This window comes from Streptomyces sp. NPDC059092, from assembly GCF_042756365.1.
Classification (GTDB): Bacteria; Actinomycetota; Actinomycetes; order Streptomycetales; family Streptomycetaceae; genus Streptomyces.
Genome location: NZ_JBHZEJ010000002.1, coordinates 238,715 through 259,902, shown reverse-complemented (window position 1 = coordinate 259,902; position 21,188 = coordinate 238,715). Strand labels below are relative to the sequence as shown.

Annotated in this window: 18 protein-coding genes and 1 riboswitch; of the genes, 16 read left to right on the top strand and 2 right to left on the bottom strand. The window is 73.8% G+C overall.

Annotation, left to right across the window (positions count from 1 at the left end; all coding sequences use genetic code 11):
• Window positions 1-118: 118 nt before the first annotated feature.
• The 3 genes from ACFXPL_RS02600 to ACFXPL_RS02590 all read left to right on the top strand — a co-directional run bounded on the left by ACFXPL_RS02600 (window position 119) and on the right by ACFXPL_RS02590 (window position 4,168).
• Window positions 119-1,405: a 4-hydroxybenzoate 3-monooxygenase gene (locus tag ACFXPL_RS02600; protein WP_384911228.1), complete on the top strand. Its 1,287-nt coding sequence runs from the start codon at window positions 119-121 to the stop codon at window positions 1,403-1,405.
• 194 nt (window positions 1,406-1,599) lie between these two features.
• Window positions 1,600-2,877 carry a sensor histidine kinase gene (locus tag ACFXPL_RS02595; protein WP_384911225.1) on the top strand — a complete coding sequence of 426 codons (1,278 nt, stop codon included), beginning with the start codon at window positions 1,600-1,602 and terminating at the stop codon, window positions 2,875-2,877.
• Window positions 2,870-4,168: a hypothetical protein gene (locus ACFXPL_RS02590; RefSeq protein WP_384911222.1), complete on the top strand. Its 1,299-nt coding sequence runs from the start codon at window positions 2,870-2,872 to the stop codon at window positions 4,166-4,168. Before ACFXPL_RS02595 ends, ACFXPL_RS02590 begins: the two co-directional genes overlap by 8 nt.
• On the opposite strand, the gene ACFXPL_RS02585 is transcribed toward ACFXPL_RS02590, so the two are convergent.
• A complete protein-coding gene (locus ACFXPL_RS02585; RefSeq protein WP_384911220.1) occupies window positions 4,135-4,827 on the bottom strand; it encodes a DNA-binding response regulator in 693 nt (230 codons plus the stop codon). The two genes, ACFXPL_RS02590 and ACFXPL_RS02585, sit on opposite strands and share 34 nt — an antisense overlap.
• A gap of 78 nt (window positions 4,828-4,905) precedes the next feature.
• Window positions 4,906-5,088: riboswitch (cobalamin riboswitch) on the top strand.
• 67 nt (window positions 5,089-5,155) lie between these two features.
• Here ACFXPL_RS02585 and ACFXPL_RS02580 point away from each other — a divergent pair.
• The 8 genes from ACFXPL_RS02580 to ACFXPL_RS02545 all read left to right on the top strand — a co-directional run bounded on the left by ACFXPL_RS02580 (window position 5,156) and on the right by ACFXPL_RS02545 (window position 14,667).
• The gene (locus tag ACFXPL_RS02580; protein ID WP_384911217.1) at window positions 5,156-6,223 is read left to right on the top strand and encodes an ABC transporter substrate-binding protein; all 1,068 of its coding nucleotides are present in this window, start codon (window positions 5,156-5,158) and stop codon (window positions 6,221-6,223) included.
• 236 nt (window positions 6,224-6,459) lie between these two features.
• Window positions 6,460-7,410, top strand: coding sequence for a FecCD family ABC transporter permease (locus tag ACFXPL_RS02575; protein WP_384911265.1), 951 nt, complete (start codon window positions 6,460-6,462; stop codon window positions 7,408-7,410).
• Window positions 7,407-8,261, top strand: a complete 855-nt coding sequence (locus ACFXPL_RS02570) for an ABC transporter ATP-binding protein (RefSeq protein WP_384911214.1) — start codon at window positions 7,407-7,409, stop codon at window positions 8,259-8,261. The genes ACFXPL_RS02575 and ACFXPL_RS02570 overlap by 4 nt, the downstream gene beginning before the upstream one ends.
• 34 nt (window positions 8,262-8,295) lie before the next feature.
• Window positions 8,296-8,880, top strand: a complete 585-nt coding sequence (locus ACFXPL_RS02565; protein ID WP_384911211.1) for a GNAT family N-acetyltransferase — start codon at window positions 8,296-8,298, stop codon at window positions 8,878-8,880.
• 108 nt (window positions 8,881-8,988) lie between these two features.
• The gene (locus ACFXPL_RS02560; RefSeq protein ID WP_384911208.1) at window positions 8,989-10,557 is read left to right on the top strand and encodes an ABC transporter substrate-binding protein; all 1,569 of its coding nucleotides are present in this window, start codon (window positions 8,989-8,991) and stop codon (window positions 10,555-10,557) included.
• Between the two features lie 13 nt (window positions 10,558-10,570).
• Window positions 10,571-12,385 carry an ABC transporter permease subunit gene (locus tag ACFXPL_RS02555; RefSeq protein WP_384911205.1) on the top strand — a complete coding sequence of 605 codons (1,815 nt, stop codon included), beginning with the start codon at window positions 10,571-10,573 and terminating at the stop codon, window positions 12,383-12,385.
• 101 nt (window positions 12,386-12,486) lie between these two features.
• On the top strand, window positions 12,487-13,809 hold the full coding sequence (locus ACFXPL_RS02550; RefSeq protein WP_384911202.1) for an MDR family MFS transporter: 1,323 nt from the start codon (window positions 12,487-12,489) through the stop codon (window positions 13,807-13,809).
• Between the two features lie 51 nt (window positions 13,810-13,860).
• Window positions 13,861-14,667 (top strand): maleylpyruvate isomerase family mycothiol-dependent enzyme, encoded by an 807-nt coding sequence (locus tag ACFXPL_RS02545; protein ID WP_384911200.1) that lies wholly within the window; start codon window positions 13,861-13,863, stop codon window positions 14,665-14,667.
• A gap of 52 nt (window positions 14,668-14,719) precedes the next feature.
• On the opposite strand, the gene ACFXPL_RS02540 is transcribed toward ACFXPL_RS02545, so the two are convergent.
• Window positions 14,720-15,121, bottom strand: coding sequence for a hypothetical protein (locus ACFXPL_RS02540; RefSeq protein WP_384911197.1), 402 nt, complete (start codon window positions 15,119-15,121; stop codon window positions 14,720-14,722).
• A gap of 178 nt (window positions 15,122-15,299) precedes the next feature.
• Between ACFXPL_RS02540 and ACFXPL_RS02535 the strand changes: the two genes are divergently transcribed.
• The 5 genes from ACFXPL_RS02535 to thrC all read left to right on the top strand — a co-directional run bounded on the left by ACFXPL_RS02535 (window position 15,300) and on the right by thrC (window position 20,892).
• Complete coding sequence (locus ACFXPL_RS02535; protein WP_384911194.1) at window positions 15,300-15,734, top strand: response regulator; 435 nt, start codon at window positions 15,300-15,302, stop codon at window positions 15,732-15,734.
• 56 nt (window positions 15,735-15,790) lie between these two features.
• Complete coding sequence (gene nrtL / locus ACFXPL_RS02530; RefSeq protein ID WP_384911191.1) at window positions 15,791-16,900, top strand: ArgS-related anticodon-binding protein NrtL; 1,110 nt, start codon at window positions 15,791-15,793, stop codon at window positions 16,898-16,900.
• A 58-nt stretch (window positions 16,901-16,958) separates the two neighbouring features.
• A complete protein-coding gene (lysA, locus tag ACFXPL_RS02525; RefSeq protein WP_384911188.1) occupies window positions 16,959-18,353 on the top strand; it encodes a diaminopimelate decarboxylase in 1,395 nt (464 codons plus the stop codon).
• Between the two features lie 135 nt (window positions 18,354-18,488).
• Complete coding sequence (locus tag ACFXPL_RS02520; protein WP_384911262.1) at window positions 18,489-19,787, top strand: homoserine dehydrogenase; 1,299 nt, start codon at window positions 18,489-18,491, stop codon at window positions 19,785-19,787.
• 7 nt (window positions 19,788-19,794) lie between these two features.
• Entirely contained in the window at window positions 19,795-20,892 is a 1,098-nt protein-coding gene (gene thrC / locus ACFXPL_RS02515) for a threonine synthase (RefSeq protein WP_384911185.1), read from the top strand.
• Window positions 20,893-21,188 lie beyond the last annotated feature (296 nt).

Below are 21,188 nucleotides of genomic sequence, written 5' to 3'. Positions count from 1 at the left end.
CGGGTTCGGTGGAACGGGGCGTTGACATGGGTCCCCGGCGAACGCAGACTCAGGCCCACGCGGACGATAGTTCACCAGGCGAACGCCGGTCAATGGCGACCATGGATCGGAGCGGCGGATGCACACCACGGTCGGCATCGTCGGAGGCGGCCCCGCCGGTCTCCTGCTGGCGCGTCTGCTGCACAACGCGCGCATCGACAGTGTGGTCCTGGAGAGCCGCGACCGTGCCTACGCCGAGCGGCGCCAGCGCGCCGGAATCCTGGAGCAGCCCACCGTGGACGCCCTGCGCGCTGCCGGGGCCGGGGCCCGGATGGACCGCGAGGGCCTGGTCCACGACGGCGTCGAGCTGCGCTTCGGCGGGCGGGCGCACCGTATCGACTTCCCGGCCCTCACCGGCGGCCGGAGGGTGATGGTGTACGCGCAGACCGAGGTGGTCAAGGACCTGATCGCCCTCCAGCTCGCCGGGGGCGGGCCCCTGCTGTTCGGCGCCGAGGCGCTCGCGGTGACGGGCGCCGACTCCGCCGCGCCCGCCGTCCGTTACCTGTACGAGGGCCGCGAGCAGACGCTGACCTGCGATTACGTCGTCGGCTGTGACGGCTTCCACGGCGTGACGCGCGCCGCAGTACCGGAGGGCGTGCGGACGACGTACGAGCGGACGTACCCGTACTCCTGGCTCGGCATCCTGGCCGACGCGCCGCCCGGGTACGACGAGCTGATCTACGCGCACTCCGAGCGCGGCTTCGCCCTGGCCAGCATGCGGTCCCCCACCGTCAGCCGGCTCTACCTCCAGGTGGAGAACGGCACCGACCCCGCCGACTGGCCCGACGCGCGGATCTGGGACGAGCTGGACGCCCGCCTCGCCCTCCGCCCGCAGCGCGGACAGCGCCCGCAGCGCGGGCGGCCGTTGGAGCGCGGCCCCGTCACCGCCAAGTCCGTTCTGCCCATGCGCAGTTCCGTCACCGAGCCGATGCGGTACGGCCGGGTGCTGCTGGCCGGGGACGCCGCGCACATCGTCCCGCCGACCGGCGCCAAGGGGCTCAACCTGGCGGCGGCCGACGTCATCGTCCTCGCGCGCGCCCTGGCCGAGGTGTACGGGACCGGCTCGACCGCCCTGCTCGACGCGTACTCCGACACCTGTCTGCGGCGGGTGTGGCGGGCTGAGCACTTCTCGTCCTTCATGACCACGACCCTGCACACCGATCCGGCGCAGTCCGCCTTCGAGACCCGCCTCCAGCTCGCGCAGCTCGACCGGATCGCGTCCTCGCCGCACGCCGCCGCCGAGCTGGCGGAGAACTACGCGGGGCTCCCCCTGACCGGCCCTCAGGCCGGCCCCGAGGACGATCCCTTGGCGGGCCTCGGGACGGATTCATCCGTACGCGTGAACCGACCTCGTACGGGCATCTGAGGGTAAACCCGCACGTACCCCTGCCCACCCCCATGAGGCAGGGGTGCGTGCGGCCACAACGACCGCTCCCCCCTGAGAACGGTCGAAACGTCAGGACCCTGACCGGAGAAACGGTATCGCCGGAGGCCTCCGGCGTGTGACGGTCAATCGACCGACAATCGGCACGGGAAATGTGACGGGTGAGACGCCGAGTGGTGCAAGAGGCGAATGAAACGCATGGGACGAACCCCCACCCCTTAGGGGGCCTTCCGGAGAAGAACCAGGACCCACCGCCCCCGCCGGACCCGCACGCCCCCGGTCCTGCCGAACGGGAATTCGTCGCCTTCGCGTTCCGGTACGCCCACCGGATCAGGGTCGTCGTGGTCTGCTCCGGCGCCCTGCTCGCCGTACCGGCCATGCCCGTCGGCTCCATGCCGGCCGCCGCGGCCGTCTCCGCCGGGGTCATCGTCTGGAGCGTGCTGCACTACCGGCTCGCACGGGCGGGCCGACACCCGCGCCGGACCCTCCTCGCCGACCTCGGGGTGCTGAGCGCGCTCTGCCTCACGCAGGCGCTGACCATTCCGGCCGCCCAGACCCGGTACGGCAGCACGTGGGTGCTGGTGGTCGTCAGCATCGTCGCCGTCGCCTACCAGCTCACCCACCCGGCACGGATCGCGCTGCCGCTGGCCGCGCTGCTCGCCGCCGTCGATCTGGCCGGCGCGGTGCTCGACCGTCCCGACGGCTGGACGTACGCGCTGCCCAACGTGGGCTGGCTCTTCGTCCAGACCCTGCTCTGCCAGGGGATGTACCGGCTCGTGCTGCGCGGCAGCAGGGCCGCCGACGCGGCGGGCGCGCGGGCCGCCGAGGCCCGGCGACGGCACGACGTCGCCCAGGCGCAGCGGTCGGCCGAGCGGGAACACCTCGCCACGCTGCACGACACCGCGTGCGCCACCCTGCTGATGGTCTCGGCGCACGGCGGCTCCCTCAGCCCGGACGTGGTCCGCACCCAGGCGGGCAAGGACCTGCGCAGGCTGGCGGCGGAGCGCGCGCCCGCCGGCGAGACGCATGAGACCGACGCGGCACACGAGGAGCACGAGGCGGGCCTGGCCGACCTGACGCGGGAACTGCTCGCCGAACTCGACGGCCACCCCCTCTCCGTACACGCCGCGTTCGGCCGTACGCCCGGCTCCCTGGGCCCGGTCCCGCGCCCCGTCGCCGTCGCACTGCGCGGCGCGCTGGGGGAGGCCCTGCGCAATGTGGCCCGGCACGCGGGTGTCCGGGCCGCGACGGTGACGGCGACCCGGGACGGCGACACCCTCACCGTCGTCGTACGCGACGAGGGCGCCGGCTTCGACCGGGCACGCGTTCCGGCACACCGCCGGGGGCTGGCCCGCTCGATCGCCGAGCGGATGGAGTCGGCGGGCGGCCGGGCCACGATCGTCTCCCGCCCCGGCGAGGGCACGACCGTACGGCTGGAGTGGCCCCGTGTCTGACCGACAGCCAGATGCCACGAGGAAAGCCGCGGTCGACCGCGTCGACGCCGATCCGCTGACCGACCGGATCGCCCGGGACATGCGCGCCGGGCTGCGCGTGGCCGGGCTGTTCATCCTCACCGCCGTGCACCTCGGGCTCGCCCTGCCCGCCCTGCTCGCCAGCCTGCGCGGCTACGACCAGCCCTGGGTCCAGCTCTTCGCGTTCACCCTGCTGACCCTCCTCATCATGGCGGACGCGCTGCTCGGCGCCGACGGGCGCGGCCGACCGCTCCCGTGGGTGGTGCTCGGCCTGACCTGCACCGTCGTGGCGTCGACCGTCGCCACCAGCCGGCTGCCCGTGGAGGAGTTCATCGGGACCCCGCACTGGACGTTCCTGGAGATCGGCTGGTTCGGGGTGCTGCTGCTCTTCGACGCCGGGCTGGGGCCGACGCTCGTCTTCATCGGCGGCCATCTCGCCGTCACCCTCGCGCAGTTGCTGCTCGCCGGGGTACCGACCCGGCAGGCGGCCTCCGGCATGGCCGTCAGCGCCCTGGCCATCTGCACCTTCCAGGTCGCCGCCGCGATGCTGGCCCGCTCGCTCGGGGAGTGCGCCGCCGCGGCGAGCGCCACGGGGCGCGAACAGGAGCGTGTCCGTACGGAGGCCGCCGTCGCCGCCCAGGTCCACGCCGACCAGCGGGCCCGCTACGCCGAACTCGGCCGCTCCGTGCTGCCGTTGCTGACCGGGCTCGCCGACGGTTCGCTCGCACCGGGGGACGGGACCGTACGGCGCCGCTCCGCCGTCGAGGCAGCCCGGCTGCGGCGGCTCTTCGCGGAGCGCGACCACGCGCACGATCCGCTGCTCCACGAACTACGCGCCGGTATCGACGTCGCCGAACGCCACGGCGTCGACGTCCAGCTCGCCGTGCGCGGGGCCTCGACCCCGGTGGACCGGCGGCTGCGCCGCGCGCTCACCGAGCCGGTGCTCGCCGCACTCGCGACCGCCGAGCGCAGCGCCCGCGCCACGGTCGTGCGCGGCGGCGGCCTGGTGCGGGTGAGCGTCATGACGGACAGTCCGCTCACGGCGCTCACGGCGCTGGCGGAGATCCCCGAGCAGGCCGAGTACGGGGTGCGGGTGCGTACCGTACGCAGCGAGGGGCGGCTGCTGGTCGAGGCGTCCTGCGTCCTCGACGCCCCGGCGGACGGCATGACCCCGGCCGCGAGCACCGTTTCGGGCGGCGGCGCCGGCGACGCGCTCGCCGCCGTCCCCGCCGCCCGGGGTCACAGCTCGTCCAGCGACGTCAGCCCGTCCTGAATGGCCCGCGCGACCAGGTTCGCCTTGGTCGTCGCGGGCCGGCCCGCGTTGGCGTACTTGATCCGTACCCGCTCCAGATAGGTGTTCACCGTACGGACCGAGAGGCCCAGGCTCGCCCCGACCATGGCCTTGGACTCCGACTGGAACCACTCCAGCAGCACCTCCACCTCGCGCGGGGTCAGCGCGGGCCGCCCCTTGCGCGCGTCGCTGCCGAACGCCCCGGCCAGCGCGGGCGGTGTGTAGGGGCGGCAGTCGGCCGCCGCCAGGGTCGCCGCCATGAGGTGCCGTTCGCCCTCGGCCTTCGTGAGGTAGGTGAACGCGCCCAGATCCAGGCAGGTCAGCGCGGTCTCCTGGCTGTCCTGCATGGTGTAGACGATCACCTGCCGCTCCCGCGCGACCAGCTGCCGCAGCTCGGGGTAGGCGGGCAGCCCTGCCGACCTGCCTGGGCCGAGCTGGAGGTCCAGCACCACCACATCCGCGTCCCGGCCGGGTCCGCTCGTCGCCACCGACAGGTCGGGCCCCTTGGCGGTCACCGTGATCGGCCGCTCCGAGGCCGCGTACCAGGACTCGATGCCCGCGAGGACCACCGGATGGTCGTCGATGAGGGCGACGTTCACGGGATCGCTCACCGGGTCGCTCACAGGCGCGGTTTCGGGCATCCCTCATTGTCCGTCGCGCCGGGCCGCCGCCGGGCGGAAAGCGCCGGAAAGTGCCGCAGTAGGGCGGAAAACCGCCTGTGATAGCTTGCCGAGGCCAGTCGAACCCATGTACGTGGGTCAGGGAATCCGGTGCGAATCCGGAGCTGACGCGCAGCGGTGAGGGCGACGGGCGGGGCATCGGCCACTGGACGGAAGTCCGGGAAGGCGCTCCCGTCCGGATGACCCCGAGTCCGAAGACCTGCTGGCGGCCTCCGTCCGCGTCCCGTGGCGGGGGAGCACCGTACGACCGGGCTCCGCGCATGGGCCCTCGACGCAGAGGAACGACTCCGTGCCGATCGCACGTCTTGCCCGCCCCACCGCTCTTCTCCTCGCCGTCGGCACCCTGCTGCTGACCGGCTGCGGCGGACAGGGAACGACCGCCCAGGACAGCGCTCCGGGGGCCGGGTCCGGGGATGCCGGGAGCGCCGGCCATCCCCGTACCGTCATCAACTGCGGTCAGAAGGTACGGATCGACGCGCCGCCCGCGCGGGCCGTCTCGCTCAACCAGGGCACCACGGAGATCATGCTCTCCCTCGGCCTCGGCGACCGGATGGCCGGCACCGCCACCTGGACCGACCCGCTGCCCGAGGGCCTGGAGAAGGAGAACGCCAAGGTCGAGCGGCTGGCCGACAACGGCCCCTCCTTCGAAAAGGTCCTGGACGCCGAGCCCGACTTCGTCGCCTCCTCCTTCGAATCCACCCTGGGCAAGGGCGGCGTGGCCACGCGCGCGCAGTTCGAGAAGCTGGGCGTGCCGACGTACGTCTCCCCGTCCGACTGCGCCAAGGACAACACCGGCGCCACCGACGGATCGCGCGCGAAGCCGCTGACCATGGAGGACATGTACGGCGAGATCCGCGATCTGGCCACGGTGTTCGACGTCGAGGACCGGGGCGCCACGCTCATCAAGAACCTGAAGGACCGGATGAGCAAGGCGGTCGCCGGGATCGACGCGAAGAAGGCGAAGGACACCACCTTCCTCTACTGGTTCGCCAACTCAGAAGCCCCCTACATGGGTGGCTGCTGCGGCGCGCCCGGCATCATCACGGGGGCCGTCGGCGCGAAGAACGTCTTCGACTCCACCCATGACGAGTGGCCCCAGATCAACTGGGAGACGGTCGCCGACCGGAACCCCGACTTCCTGGTCGTCGGCGACCTCTCGCGCAAGTCGCAGACGGCCGAGACGGCGGCGAAGAAGATCGAGTTCCTGGAGACCAACCCGGCCACCAGGAACATGGACGCGGTGAAGCACCAGCGGTACGTCCGGCTCAGCGGCCAGGCGCTCAACCCGAGCATCCGTACGGTGGAGGGCGTCGAGCGGGTGGCGGCGGCGCTGCGCGCGTACGCGCCCGCCAAGTGACCACCGCCGAGCGGGACACGCCCCCGGAGCCGGCCACGACGATCGAGCGGGACTCGGCACCGGAGTCGGCACCGGAGTCGGCACCGGAGTCGGCACCTGAGTCTGAGCCGCCGGCGCCCGCCGTGCCGGGCGCGGTCCCGCCCCCGGCCGGCCGGTTCCGCCGGGTCCGGACGGCGGCCTGGGCCCGCCCGGTCGGCTGGGCCTGCGCCCTCGCCGCGCTCGCGGTCTCCGTCGCCGTGGCGATCACCATCGGGCCCGCGGACATCCGCGTCGGCGACGTCTGGTCGGTCGTCGCCGCGCACCTGGGCTGGGGCGAGTCGCACCTCACCGCGATCCGCGACGGCATCGTCTGGAACCTGCGGCTGCCGCGCACCCTGCTCGCCGCCGTGTGCGGCGCCGGGCTCGCGGTGTGCGGCGCGATCATGCAGTCCCTGCTGCGCAACCCGCTCGCCGACCCCTTCGTCCTCGGGGTCTCCTCGGGGGCGTCCACCGGCGCGGTCCTGGTGGTCGTGCTCGGGGCCGGGGGAGGGGCGCTGTCCATCTCGGGCGGCGCGTTCCTCGGCGCGCTGTGCTCCTTCGCGATGGTGCTGGTGCTCAGTCACACGCTGGGCGGGACGACGGACCGGGTGGTGCTCTCCGGGGTCGCCGCGATGCAGCTCTTCTCCGCCCTCACCTCCTTCGTCGTGATGACCTCCGCCGACGCGGAGACCACGCGCGGGGTGCTGTTCTGGCTGCTCGGCTCGCTCAGCGGCGCCGACTGGACCGACGTCCAGGTCTGCGGCGCCGTCCTCGCGGTGGCGCTGCTGGTGTGCGGCGGGTACGCGCGCACGCTCGACGCGTTCGCCTTCGGGCAGGACGCCGCCGGGCACCTCGGCGTCTCCGTGGCCCGTACGCGCCTCGTCCTGCTCTGCGTCACCGCGCTGCTGACGGCCGCGCTGGTCTCCTCGGCCGGCGCGATCGGCTTCGTCGGGCTCGTCCTGCCGCACGCCGCCCGCGCCCTGGTCGGCCCGGGACACAGCAGGCTGCTGCCGGTCACCGCGGTGACCGGGGCGGTCTTCCTCGTGTGGGTCGACACCCTGGCCCGTACGGTGCTCGACCCGCAGGAGGTGCCGGTCGGCGTGGTGACCTCGCTCATCGGGGTACCGGCGTTCGTCCTGGTCCTCCACCGCACCCGGAGGACACGTTGACGACGACCGCACCGCCCGGCCTGACGGCCGACCGGGTCTCCCGTACCGCCGGGGGCCGGCTCATCCTCGACGGCGTCTCGATCACGCCCCCGCCCGGCGCCACGGTCGGGCTGCTCGGCCCGAACGGCTCGGGCAAGTCCACCCTGCTGCGGTTGCTCTCCGGTGTCCTCGCCCCCACCTCGGGCGTCGTCACCCTTGACGGCAGGACGCTCGGCGAGGTGGGCCGCAGGGCGGTCGCGCGCCGGGTCGCCGTGGTCGAGCAGCAGACCGACACGCAGGTCGAGCTGAGCGTCCGCGAGGTCGTACGTCTCGGCCGCGTCCCGCACCGCCGTGCCTGGTCGGCGCCGTCCGCCGAGGACGACGCCGCCGTACGGACGGCCCTGGACCGCACCGCGCTGACGGACCGCGCAGACCAGTCCTGGCACACCCTGTCCGGCGGCGAGCGGCAGCGCGTCCAGATCGCCCGCGCCCTCGCCCAGGATCCCCGCGAACTCCTCCTGGACGAGCCGACCAACCACCTCGACATCCAGCACCAACTGGAGCTGCTGAACCTGGTCGCCACGCTCCCGGTCACCACCGTCATCGCCCTGCACGACCTGAACCTCGCCGCGATGTACTGCGACGAGGTCGTGGTCCTGCGCCAGGGGCGCGCGGTGGCGGGCGGCGTCCCGGCCGATGTCATCACCGAGGATCTGATCGCGGACGTCTACGGCGTACGGGCGGCGGTCACCCGGGACGACGGCGGGGGACGGCCCCATGTGCGGTTCCTCGGCACGGTCCCCCGGGGCCGCGGCGGCTCCGGGCAGCCCGGAGCCTGGGTGACGGGCGCAGGGGCCCCGGAGCCCGGGTGACGAGCGGGAAAGGCTTACTGCATATGATGCGCAAGTGCCGAACTACCGCATTCGAACCGCGACCCCTCAGGACGCCGACGCCGCCCGCGTGGTGATGCTCGACACCGTTTACCACGACTTCCGTTCGGGGTATGTGCCGCGCTGGCACGGCGACATCATCGACATAGAGGCCGCCTACCTCGTCCCCGCGCGCCACACCCTGCTGGTCGCCGTGGAAGAGGGCGGAGTTGAGGGGGAGGGTGGTGCGGAGACGGTCGTCGCCACCGCGGCCCTCGACTCGCGAGGCCCGGCACACCCACCCAACCCCCTGTGGCTCGCGGAGCGTTACCCGTCCGGGGAGACCGCCCAGCTCCGCCGGGTCTACGTACGTCCCGCCCACCGCCGCCAGGGGCTCGCGCGCGAGCTCGTGCGGGAGCTGCTGGACTTCGCCGCGGCGGACGGCGGCTACTCCTCGGTCTATCTGCACACCGACCCGGCGGTCACCGGCGCAGAGCCGTTCTGGCGGTCGCTCGGGAAAGTGGTGTGCGACGAGCGGGAGGGCTCGGAGGGCGGCGCCGGGGCTCCCGGGCCCCCCGGTGGCGCGGGGAGCGTCGTCCACTTCGAAGTCCCCATGGTCTGACGCGAAGCCCCTCGACCGGCCTGGTGAAAACGATTGTCATGTAGCCTTTCGTTCGCCCTTGCCCGAGGGACCCGCACAAGGCCGCTCATCGCGTAGAGAACGAGGACCATGCGCCCTGCCCACCGCCGCCGCCCGGCCGCCGGTCTGCTGCTCGCTCCCCTGCTCGCCCCGCTGCTCACCGGCTGCTTCGCCGCCGACGGTGGCTCCTCCGGCGCGCCGGGCTCCGGCTCCGGGGCGTCCGACGGTGCGCGGCTGCGGATCGCGCTGGCCTTCCCGCCGTCCGAGAACCTCTCCCCGTACGGCGCCGACGCCACCCTCCTCAGCCGGCTCGGCGTCACCGAGGGGCTGACCCGGCTGGACGGCAACGGCGCGCCCGCGCCCGCCCTCGCCGAGTCCTGGCGCCGGGAGAACGGCCGCAGCTGGCTCTTCACCCTGCGCGACGCCACCTTCCAGGACGGGGCGCCCGTCACCGCCGACGCGGTCGCCGCCGCCCTCACCCACGCCACGGACGCCACCCCCGTACCCACCGCGCTCGCGGGCGTGAAGCTCACCGCCCAGGCCTCCGGCGACCGTACGGTCCGCGTCACGACCGCGACCGCCGACCCCGTACTGCCACTGCGGCTGGCCGGACCGAGCCTGGCCGTCCTCTCCCCGAAGGCGTACGGGAAGCCGTCGGAGGGGGCCGGCAGGAAGGGGGCCGCGAAGACCGGCACCCCCGACCCGGTCGGCCACGCCACCGGCCCGTTCACCCTCACCAAGGTCAACGGCTCCGCCTCCGCCACCCTCGACCGCTTCGACGACTACTGGGGCGGCCGGGCCCAGGCGTCCGGCATCGACGCCAAGTTCATCGCCGACGGCACCGCACGCGCCAACGCGCTGCGCACCGGCGAGGAGGACATCGCCGAGGCCGTACCGGTCTCGCAGGCCGCCTCCCTGCCGAAGGGCGTCGCACGCGAAGTGCCCACCGCCCGCACCACCAGCCTCTTCCTCAACACCCGCTCCGGCGTCTTCGCCGACCCGGAGATACGGGCCGCCGCCCGCCGGGCCATCGACACCTCCGTACTCGCCAAGAACGTCTACGAGGGATACGCCGACCCCGGCAAGGGCGTCTTCGGCCCCGCCCTGAACTGGGCGGAAGGCCTGCGCCAACAGCCCGTCGGGCGCGCGGAGCCGGCCACCGCCGCGCAGGTCAAGGGGGCCACCGTCACCCTCGCCACGTACGACAACCGGCCCGAGCTGCCCGAGGTCGCCCAGGTCCTCCAGCAGCAGCTGGAGAAGGCCGGCTTCACCGTCGAGCTGACCGTGCGGGAGTCCTCGCGGATCGAGAGCGACGCGCTGGCCGGGAAGTTCGACGCGTTCGTCGGCGCGCGCAACACCATGCTCGACACCGGCGACCCCGTCTCCGTCCTCGCCTCCGACTACACCTGCGACGGCACGTACAACCTGGCGCTGCTCTGCGACAAGGCCGTCGACCGGGCCGTCGCCGCCGCCGACACCGTCGCGGACCCGGAACAGCGGCGGCGCGCCGTGATGGCCGCCGAGGCGCGGATCCTCGGTACGGACGCGGTCGTCCCGCTCGTCCACCAGCGCAACGTCCTCGGCGTCGCCACCGCCGTACGGGGCGCACTGCTCGACCCGTACGAACGCGCCCTCGTCGCCCCCGGCACCCGACGCTGAGCGGACGACCTGCATGAACCACCCCCCGGCCGGACGCGCGCCCTTCACCGCGCCCCCCGGCCTCGCCGTCCTCTGGCGCGCCGTCCTCGCGGGCGGCCTGCTCTGCCTCATCGGCCTGCTGCCCTGGCTCTCGCGCACCGACCCCGCGCTGACCGTGCTCAAGGCGCGCTCCGCCGAACGTGACCCCACCCCCGAGGCCCTCGGCGCCGTACGGGACCAACTCGGCCTCGGCGCCGGACCCGGCCACCTCCTCGGACAGTGGCTCGGCGGGCTGACGCGCGGGGACGCGGGCGAGTCGTGGATCTCCGGATCCGCCGTACTGCCCGCCGTCGGCCAGGCGATGGGCGTCTCCCTGCTGCTGATGGCCGTCGCCATGACGGTCGCCGTCGCCACCGCCGGGGCCGTGTGCGCCCGTACGCTCCGGCGCGGCGCGCGGCGCACGCCCGGCGTGCCACGCGCCGGGGGAGCGGCGGCCATGCTCGCCGCGCTGCCCGAGTTCCTGACGGCGTCCGTCCTGGCCACCGTGGTCGGCGTACAGCTCGGCTGGCTGCCCGCGCTCGGCTGGTACGGACCCGCGTGGCTGGTGCTGCCCGCGCTCGCCCTCGGCCTGCCCGCCGGCGCGCTGCTCGGCCGGATCCTCGACGACGCGCTGCCCGGCGCCTTCAACGAACCGTGGGCGCTCGCGGCGGCTGCGCGCGGCATCCCGGGCCACCGGATCGCCCGGCAGGCGCTGCGCCGCTGCCTTCCCGGCCTCCTGCCCAACCTGGGCCTGTTCGTCGTCGGCCTCACCGGCGGCTCGGTCGCCGTGGAGCAGATCTTCGACATCCCGGGCCTCGGCCGGCTCACCCTCGAAGCCGCCATCGCCCAGGACCTGCCCGTACTCCAGGCGGGCACCCTCGCCCTGCTCCTGCTCGCCGCCGCCGCGGGCGGCCTCGCGCGCTCCACGGCGCACCTCATGCTCGGGGCCGTGCTGCGGGACGGCGCGCTCCAGTCCCCGCACCGGCCCACGCCCCCGCCGGGCCGCGCCCTGCCCCTGGCGTACGGCGCGCTCCTGCTCGGCGTCATCGGCGCCGGGCTCGTCCGCGACCCGCTGCGCCTGGACACCGCCGCGCGGCTCCAGGCACCGTCCTGGGCGCATCCGTTCGGGACGGACGCCCTCGGCCGCGACGTCCTGGCCCGGATCGGACACGGCGCGCTCACCACCCTCGCGCTCGCCCTGGCGGTCAGCGCCGCCGCGCTCCTCCTCGGCGTACTGCTCGGGCTCGTACCGAAGGTGTCGGGGGCGGCCGTCGACACCGTCAACGCCGTGCCGCCCGTCCTCGCCGGGCTCCTCGTCGCCGGGGCCGCGGGCAGCGGCCCGGCCACCCCGGCGCTCGCGGTGGCCGCGGTCGCCTGGGCGCCGCTGGCCGCGCACGCCTCCGCGCTGCTCCTCCAGGAACGCGCCACCACCCACCTCGCCGCCACCCGCGCGCTCGGCGCGGGCCCGCTCCACCTGCTCCGCCGCGAGCTGCTGCCCGCCGTCGTACCGCCGGTGGCCCGGCACGCGCTGGTCAGGCTGCCCGCCGTCGCGCTCGCCCTGGCCTCCCTCGGCTTCCTCGGGCTGGGCGCGCAGCCGCCGTCGCCCGAGTGGGGCCTGCTGCTCGCCGAGAACCTGCCGTACGCGGAGCGCGCGCCCTGGGCGGTGTTCGCGCCGGCCGCCGTACTGGCCCTGCTGGGCGCGCTCGCGGTGTCGGCGGCGGGCGGGACACGGGGCCGGCCGCGCACGCCCAGGACGACCGGGGCGGCCAGGACCGACGCCTTCGTGATCGCCGCCCCGAAGGAAGCCTGATGACCGGGTCGGGGGACAGAGGCCCTGGGCGCGGAGACGGGGACACGGGCGTGCGCGCGCCCCCGTCCGGCGCCGCACCTCAGCCCCAGGCCGAAGGCGCCGTGTCCCGGTCAGGCCCGCCGTCCGGCCCCTCGTCAGGCCCACTGCCCGGCCCCTCGTCCGGCCCGCCGCCCGGCCCCCGATTCGGCACCCGGCTCCGGTCCGGCTTCGGCGTGTGGGGCGGACTCGGCCCGCTCCTCCGCCTCCTGATCCTGACGCAGCTCGCCTTCAACGTCGGCTTCTTCGCCGTCCTCCCGTTCCTCTCCGACCACCTCGGCGGAGCCATCGGCATGGCGGGCTGGCTGGTCGGCCTCGTCCTGGGGCTGCGGACCTTCAGCCAGCAGGGGCTGTTCGTCGTCGGCGGCGCCCTGGCCGACCGGTACGGCGTACGGCCCGTGGTGCTGGCGGGGTGCGTGCTGCGTATCGCCGGGTTCACCTGGCTCGGCTTCGCCGAGCGGTCCTGGTCCGTCATCGGCGCCGTACTGCTCACCGGCTTCGCCGCCGCCCTGTTCTCACCCGCCGTCGAGTCCGAGGTGGCCCGCCAGGCCGTGGCCAGGGAGGAGACGGGCGGCGGCGACCGTACCGGCGTGCTGGCGCTGTTCACCATGGCCGGACAGGCGGGCGCCTTCGCCGGACCGCTGCTCGGCGCGCTGCTGCTGGAGGTGGACTTCCGTACGGTCTGCCTCGCCGGCTCCGTCATCTTCGTGCTCGTCCTCGCGGGCCACTGGTGGCTGCTGCCGCAGCACATACCCGGCCGTACGCCGACCAGGGGCCCCGGCGGCGTACGCGGCCTGCTCGGCAACCGGCGCTTCCTCGCGCTCTGCCTGGCGTACGGGACCTACCTCCTCGCGTACAACCAGCTCTACCTGGCCGTCCCGGCCGAGGTGGAGCGCGCGGCGGGCTCCCAGGCGCCGCTGGCCTGGCTCTTCGCGCTCTCCTCGCTGCTCGTCGTCACCGCGCAGCTCCCCGTCACCCGCTGGGCCGCCGGCCGGCTCGACCCGCGCCGCTCCATGACGGCCGGCCTGGTCCTGCTGTCGGCCGGCTTCGCCGTCGTCGCGGCGGCGCGCCCCGCCGCCCTGACGGGCGCCTGGGGACTGGCGCCGGTCGCGGGCTTCGTCGCCCTGCTCACCCTCGGCCAGATGCTGACGGCCCCGGCCGCCCGCGCCTGGGTCCCCGACCTCGCCGCCCCCGGGAGACTGGGCCTCTACGTCGGCGCGCTGTCGTCCGTCTCCGGCCTGATCGTCCTCGCCGGCAGCGCGGCCACGGGTTCCCTCCTCGACTCGGGCCTTCCGGTGGCCTTGCCGTGGCTGGTCCTCGCCGCGATCCCGCTGGCGGCCACGGCGCTGCTCCCGCGCCGCCGCCCCGCGAGCGGCGCACCCCGGTAGCGCGCGGTCGGCGCCGGGCGATTGTCAGTGGTGCCCCCTACCGTGGGCGCCATGACCGTTACGAGCGCCGAACACCTGCGATACGAACGCCTCTGCGCCGAGATCGTCACGCAGACCGCGCTGCTCACCGCCGACATCGCGGGCCAGGACCTGACCGTCCCCGTGGACTCCTGCCCGGGGTGGAACACGGGGCAGCTCCTGCGGCATCTGGGCGGGGCCCAGCGCTGGGCCGAGGAGATCGTCCGCACCCGGGCGACGGGGCCCCTTCCCGACGAGCACTTCCGGGACCTGTCCGCCTGCCAGGACGAGGACCCGGCCGTGGTCGGGCCCTGGCTCACCGAAGGGGCCGCCCGGCTCGCGGGGACGCTGCGGGCCGCGGGCCCCGGCACGGAACTGTGGACGCCGGTTCCCGGCGGATCCACGGACTTCTACGCCCGCCGGTTCACCCACGAGACCGTCGTCCACCGGGCCGACGCGACCCTCGCCGCCGGTGCGCCGTACATCCTCGACACCGAGGTCGCCCTCGACGCCTTCGACGAGTGGATGGAGCTGGGCTCGCTCCCGATGCACTTCGAGGCCCACCCGTGGACGCGCGAGCTGCTCGGCCCCGGCCGCACGCTCCACTTCCACGCCACCGACACCCCGCCCGAGGCGGCGGCGGAGTGGCTGGTCGACCTCACCGGCGAAGCTCTGGCCTGGCGCCGGGCCCATGAGGAGGCCGCCGTCGCCGTGCGCGGTCCGCTGACCGACCTCCTCCTGCTCGTCTACAAGCGGCGTCCGGCCGGGGGCGAGGACATCGAGATCCTCGGCGACCGCGCACTGCTCGACTTCTGGCTGGAACGCGTCAGCTTCGGCTGAGACGACGGCTTCGGCTGGACGACGGCCACGGCTACGGCTACGGCAGGGACGACTATCCCTGCGGATCCTGCGGACGGGACATCCTCAGCGCCAGCTCACGCAGCAGCTCCTCCGACGAGATGTCCGTACGCCCGGCGTCATGGACCCGGGCCAGCTCCGTGAAGACGAAGGTGAACGCCCCGATGAGCTGCATGATCGGGGGCAGCGCCGCCTCCGTCACCGAGTGCGCCGCCTCCAGCGGGGTGGCCTCCGAGGAGACCGTGAAGGACGGGAAGACCTCCGCGAGCAGCGAACCGATCTGCCCCGCCCCGCTGTCGCCGCCGGGCTCCGCGCCGGCCGCCGGCTCCTCGGCGGCCACCCCGCCGGGCTCCGCGTCGCGGTCGGCCGTGCGGATCCACTCCGCGGACTGCGTGAGAATGCCGATGGCCCTGAGGACGACTTCGTTCTGCTCCATGGACCAAGACTCTATGGGGGCGTAAGCGGGTTGATCACCGTTCCCGGTACGGCGCCCGCTCGGGCGCCGCGCCCGCGTCGTCCGAGCGGAGCACGAGGCGGGAACGAGGCGGGCGCGAGGCGGGGCGGAAGTCGGCAAAACCCGGACGCGGCACCGGCTTCGGACCTACTCTCAAGTTGTGTCTGGAGCGTCCGGCCGGGTGCTCGTTGTCGACGACAACAGGGTCATCAGGCAACTGATCAGGGTCAATCTCGAACTTGAGGGCTTCGAGGTCGTGACCGCGGCCGACGGTGCCGAATGCCTGGACGTGGTCCACCAGGCCGCCCCCGACGTCATCACCCTCGACGTGGTCATGCCACGCCTCGACGGCCTGCGCACCGCCGCCCGGCTGCGCGCCGACCCCCGTACCAGCAGGGTGCCCATCGCGATCGTCAGCGCCTGTACGCAGTACGAGATGGACACCGGCACCGCCGCCGGGGTGGACGGCTTCCTCGCCAAGCCCTTCGAACCGGCCGACCTCATACGCCTCGTACGCCGCCTGTGCCACCAGGAGGGCCCACCGTCCCTGGACGGCCGGCACGGCGCCGGACACGCGGGCCACACCCTGGGCTGACCGCATCGCGAAACCGGTTGGCGGGAAGCCCCCCTCCCTCCCCTAGGCTTGCCCCCGTGACCCCCGCAGAGCTCTCCCGAACCGTGCTGCACGCCGTGTGCCGCGCGGTCGAGGACGACGCCCTGCCGGGGCCCGTGCCCGAACGGGTCGCGGTCGACCGGCCCCGCCCCGGCGGCCGGGGGGACTACGCCACCAACGTCGCGCTCCGGCTCGCGGGCCCCGCCGGGCGCCCGCCCCGCGAGGTCGCCGAGATCCTGCGCACCGTCATCCTGCGCACCGCACCCGGATCCGGCATCGCCCACGTGGAGATCACCGGGCCCGGCTTCCTGAACTTCACCCTGGCCGCCGGCCGCCGCGAGGACGCCCGCGCCGGGCTGCTCCGTACGATCCGGCGCGCCGGGACGCGTTACGGGCACGGCGACGCCCTCGCCGGTACCACCGTCGCCCTGGCACCCGCCGAGGAGCCACGGGCCGCCCTGTGGACCCGTACGGCCGTGAAGCTGCTCCGTACCCAGGGCGCCGAGGCCGCCGTCGTCCCCGGCGCCGCCGAGGCGCTGCGCCCGGTCCCGGTCCCCGCGCCCGTCACCGCCGAAGACCTGTACGCGCGGCTCGGGCCCGACGCCGCCCACTGGGCGCTGCTGCGGCCCGCCGCGCACGACCGGCCGTACACCGACGGCGAGGCCGCCCGCACGCTGCTCGTCCAGCGCGAGAGCAACGGACTCTTCCTCACGCGCTACGCGCACGCCCGCACGCGCGCCACCGCGCGCGCCGCCGCACAGCTCTCCCTCACCCCGGCGGAGACCGGCGGGACGGACAGCACGGACGCGACGGACGTGACCGACGTGACGGACGCGACCGACGTGACCGACGGCACGGGCGCGACAATCGTCGAGGAGCCCGCCACCGCCCTCCTCACCCTCCTCGGCGACCACCCCGCCGTACTCGAAGCCGCCGCCCGGCTGCGCGCCCCCGACCGGCTCGCCCGCCACCTCGAACACACCGCGGACGCGTTCCTGCGCTTCCAGGAGACCTGCCGGCCGCTGCCCCTCGGCGACGAGAAACCCTCGGCCGCCCACCGGTCCCGGCTCGCGCTCGCCGAAGCCACCGGGACGGTGCTGGCCGGCGGCCTGTCCCTGCTCGGCGTCGATGCCCCGGAGCACCTGTGAACGGAGCATCCATGAACGTTCCGCACACCTCTGAGAAGAAGCCAAGAGAGCCACGCACATGAGCCGTTCCGCACACCCCGCAGGCCCCCGCCACGCCGACGTACTCACCGAGGGCCACTACACGGCCCCCGCCGCCGACCTCAACGCCCTGGACGCGAAGGTCTGGTCGCGTACGGTGCGCCGCGGCGACGACGGCGTGGTGAGCCTCGCGGGGATCGAAGTGACCAGGCTGGCCGAGGAGTTCGGCACGCCGGCGTACTTCCTCGACGAGGCCGACTTCCGTGCCCGCTGCCGCGCCTGGGCCGACGCCTTCGGCAAGGACGCGGACGTCTTCTACGCCGGCAAGGCATTCCTCTCCCGCGCCGTCGTGCGCTGGCTGCACGAGGAAGGGCTCAACCTCGACGTGTGCTCCGGCGGCGAGCTGGTCACCGCCCTCTCCGCCGGGATGCCCGCCGAACGCATCGCCTTCCACGGGAACAACAAGTCCACCGAGGAGATCGAGCGCGCCGTCACCGCCGGGGTCGGCCGGATCGTCCTCGACTCCTTCCAGGAGATCGTGCGGGTCGCCCACATCGCCCAGCGCCTCGGCAAGCGCCAGCCCGTGCAGATCCGGGTCACGGTCGGGGTGGAGGCGCACACGCACGAGTTCATCGCCACCGCCCACGAGGACCAGAAGTTCGGCATCGCCCTCGCCGACGGACAGGCCGCCGAGGCCGTCCGCAGGGCACTCAAGCTCGACGGCCTCGAACTGATCGGGGTCCACTCGCACATCGGCTCGCAGATCTTCGACATGGCCGGCTTCGAGGTCTCCGCCCGCCGCGTCGTCCAGCTCCTCGCCGAGGTGCGCGACGAGCACGGCGTGGAACTGCCGGAGATCGACCTCGGCGGCGGCCTCGGCATCGCGTACACCTCCGAGGACGACCCGCGCGAGCCGCACGACATCGCCAAGGCGCTCACCGACATCGTCACCCGTGAGTGTGAGTCCGCCGGGCTCCGTACGCCCCGCATCTCCGTCGAACCGGGGCGCGCCATCGTGGGCCCGACGGCCTTCACGCTGTACGAGGTCGGCACGATCAAGCCGCTCGAAGGGCTCCGCACGTATGTCAGTGTGGACGGTGGCATGTCCGACAACATCCGTACGGCTCTCTACGACGCCGAGTACAGCGTGGCGCTGGTCTCCCGCTCCTCCGACGCCGAGGCGATGCTGACCCGCGTCGTCGGCAAGCACTGCGAGAGCGGCGACATCGTCGTGCGGGACGCGTTCCTCCCCGCCGACCTGGCCCCCGGCGACCTGCTCGCGGTGCCCGCCACCGGCGCGTACTGCCGCTCGATGGCGAGCAACTACAACCACGCGCTCCGGCCGCCCGTCGTCGCCGTCAAGGACGGCGAGGCCCGGGTGATCGTCCGGCGTGAGACGGAGGAAGATCTCTTGCGTCTCGATGTCGGTCACTGAAATACATGTCTCGCAATCTGGACGAGGGGCAGAAACTCCCGTCCGGTGAGTGAGACTGGTTGGCAATCACGCTTCCGGCGGATCTCGACGGCCGGTCGCGTGCGATGACATTGGATGAAAGGCGTAGGTCGGATGATGCGTACGCGTCCGCTGAAGGTGGCGCTGCTGGGCTGTGGTGTGGTCGGCTCAGAGGTGGCGCGCATCATGACGACGCACGCCGACGACCTCGCCGCGCGGATCGGGGCCCCGGTGGAGCTGGCCGGGGTCGCCGTCCGGCGCCCTTCCAGAGGTCGCGCCGGCATCGACCCCTCGCTCATCACCACCGACGCGACCGCCCTGGTCAAACGGGGTGACATCGACGTGGTGGTCGAGGTCATCGGCGGCATCGAGCCCGCCCGTACGCTGATCACCACCGCCTTCGAGCACGGTGCCTCCGTCGTCTCCGCCAACAAGGCGCTGCTCGCCGAGGACGGCACGACGCTGTACGACGCCGCCGCCCGGCACGGCCGCGACCTGTACTTCGAGGCGGCGGTCGCGGGCGCCATCCCGCTGGTCAGGCCGTTGCGTGAGTCGCTGGCGGGGGACAAGGTCAACCGCGTCCTCGGCATCGTCAACGGCACGACCAACTTCATCCTCGACCGGATGGACAGCGCGGGCGCCGGCTACTCCGAGGCGCTCGACGAGGCCACCGCCCTCGGGTACGCCGAGGCGGACCCGACCGCCGACGTCGAGGGCTTCGACGCCGCCGCCAAGGCCGCCATCCTCGCCGGGATCGCCTTCCACACCCGCGTAGGCCTCGACGACGTGCACCGCGAGGGCATCACGGAGGTCACCTCCGCCGATCTCGCCTCCGCGAAGCGCATGGGCTGCACGGTCAAGCTCCTCGCGATCTGCGAGCGGGCCGCCGACGGCCGCTCCGTCACCGCCCGCGTCCACCCGGCCATGATCCCGCTCAGCCACCCGCTCGCCTCCGTGCGCGAGGCGTACAACGCGGTCTTCATCGAGGCCGAGGCGGCCGGGCAGCTCATGTTCTACGGCCCCGGCGCGGGCGGCTCCCCGACCGCCTCCGCCGTCCTCGGCGACCTCGTCGCCGTCTGCCGCAACAAGCTCGCCGGGGCCACCGGGCCCGGGGAGTCCGCGTACACCCAGCTTCCCGTCAGCCCCATGGGCGACGTGGTGACGCGCTACCACATCAGTCTCGACGTGGCCGACAAACCGGGTGTGCTCGCCCAGGTCGCGACGGTCTTCGCCGAGCACGGCGTGTCCATCGACACGGTCCGCCAGAAGGGCCGGCAGGACGGTGCGGGCGAGGCCGCCCTCGTCGTCGTCACCCACCGCGCGGCCGACGCGGCCCTCTCGGGGACCGTCGCGGCGCTGCGCAAGCTCGACACCGTGCGCGGTGTCGCCAGCATCATGCGTGTTGAAGGGGAGTAAGGGACCCATGACCAGCAATGGCCTGACCAGCAGGGACAGCCGTGAGGGCGTCCACCAGTGGCGCGGCATCATCGAGGAGTACCGGCACCGCCTCCCGGTGACCGAGAAGACGCCGGTCGTCACCCTCCGCGAGGGCGGTACGCCGCTCGTTCCGGCACAGGTGCTCTCCGAGCGCACGGGCTGTGAGGTACATCTCAAGGTCGAGGGCGCCAACCCCACCGGGTCCTTCAAGGACCGTGGCATGACCATGGCCATCACCCGGGCCAAGGAGGAAGGCGCCCAGGCGGTCATCTGCGCCTCCACCGGCAACACCTCGGCCTCGGCCGCCGCCTACGCCGTACGGGCCGGGATGGTCTGCGCCGTCCTGGTGCCCCAGGGCAAGATCGCCATCGGAAAGATGGGGCAGGCGCTGGTCCACGGCGCGAAGATCCTCCAGGTCGAGGGGAACTTCGACGACTGTCTGACGCTGGCCCGCTCGCTCTCCGACAACTACCCGGTGGCGCTGGTCAATTCGGTCAATCCGGTCCGTATCCAGGGCCAGAAGACCGCCGCGTTCGAGATCGTGGACGCGCTCGGCGACGCCCCGGACATCCACGTACTGCCGGTCGGCAACGCCGGCAACATCACGGCCTACTGGAAGGGCTACACCGAGTACGCCGCCGACGGCGTCGCGGGGCGCACGCCGCGCATGTGGGGCTTCCAGGCGTCGGGTTCCGCACCGATCGTGCGCGGCGAGATCGTCAAGGACCCGCACACCGTCGCCACCGCGATCCGGATCGGCAACCCGGCCTCCTGGCAGTACGCGCTGGACGCCCGTGACGAGTCCGGCGGCTTCATCGACGAGGTGACGGACCGTCAGATCCTCGCCGCCTACCGGCTGTTGGCCTCCCAGGAGGGCGTCTTCGTCGAGCCCGCCTCGGCCGCCTCCGTCGCCGGACTGCTCAAGGCGGCGGACGAGGGCAAGGTCGACCCCGGCCAGCGCATCGTGTGCACCGTCACCGGGAACGGCCTCAAGGACCCCGACTGGGCCGTCGCCGGGGCGCCCCAGCCGGTCACCGTGCCGGTCGACGCGGTCGCCGCGGCGGCCCGCCTCGGCCTCGTCTGACACCACCCCCCGCCCGGCCGGCGGAAGGCCGCGGAAACGAGTCCGGAAACGGGTCCGGGAGCGGTTCCGGGGACGGGTCAGGGGCGCGATGTACGCAGGATCGGCATCGGCGCACAGGCAGGCACGCGACACGCATCGTGCGCCTCCTGTGCGCCCTATGTCGCCACCGATCCATCCTTCGATAAGCTGTACCCAATCCGCCCCGCCGTATATGCCGTGGTGCTGCCGCTGTCGTGGCCCCGGGCGTTCCGCACGGCCTTCTCGAAACCTCCTCCCGCACCACCCGGAACCCCTCA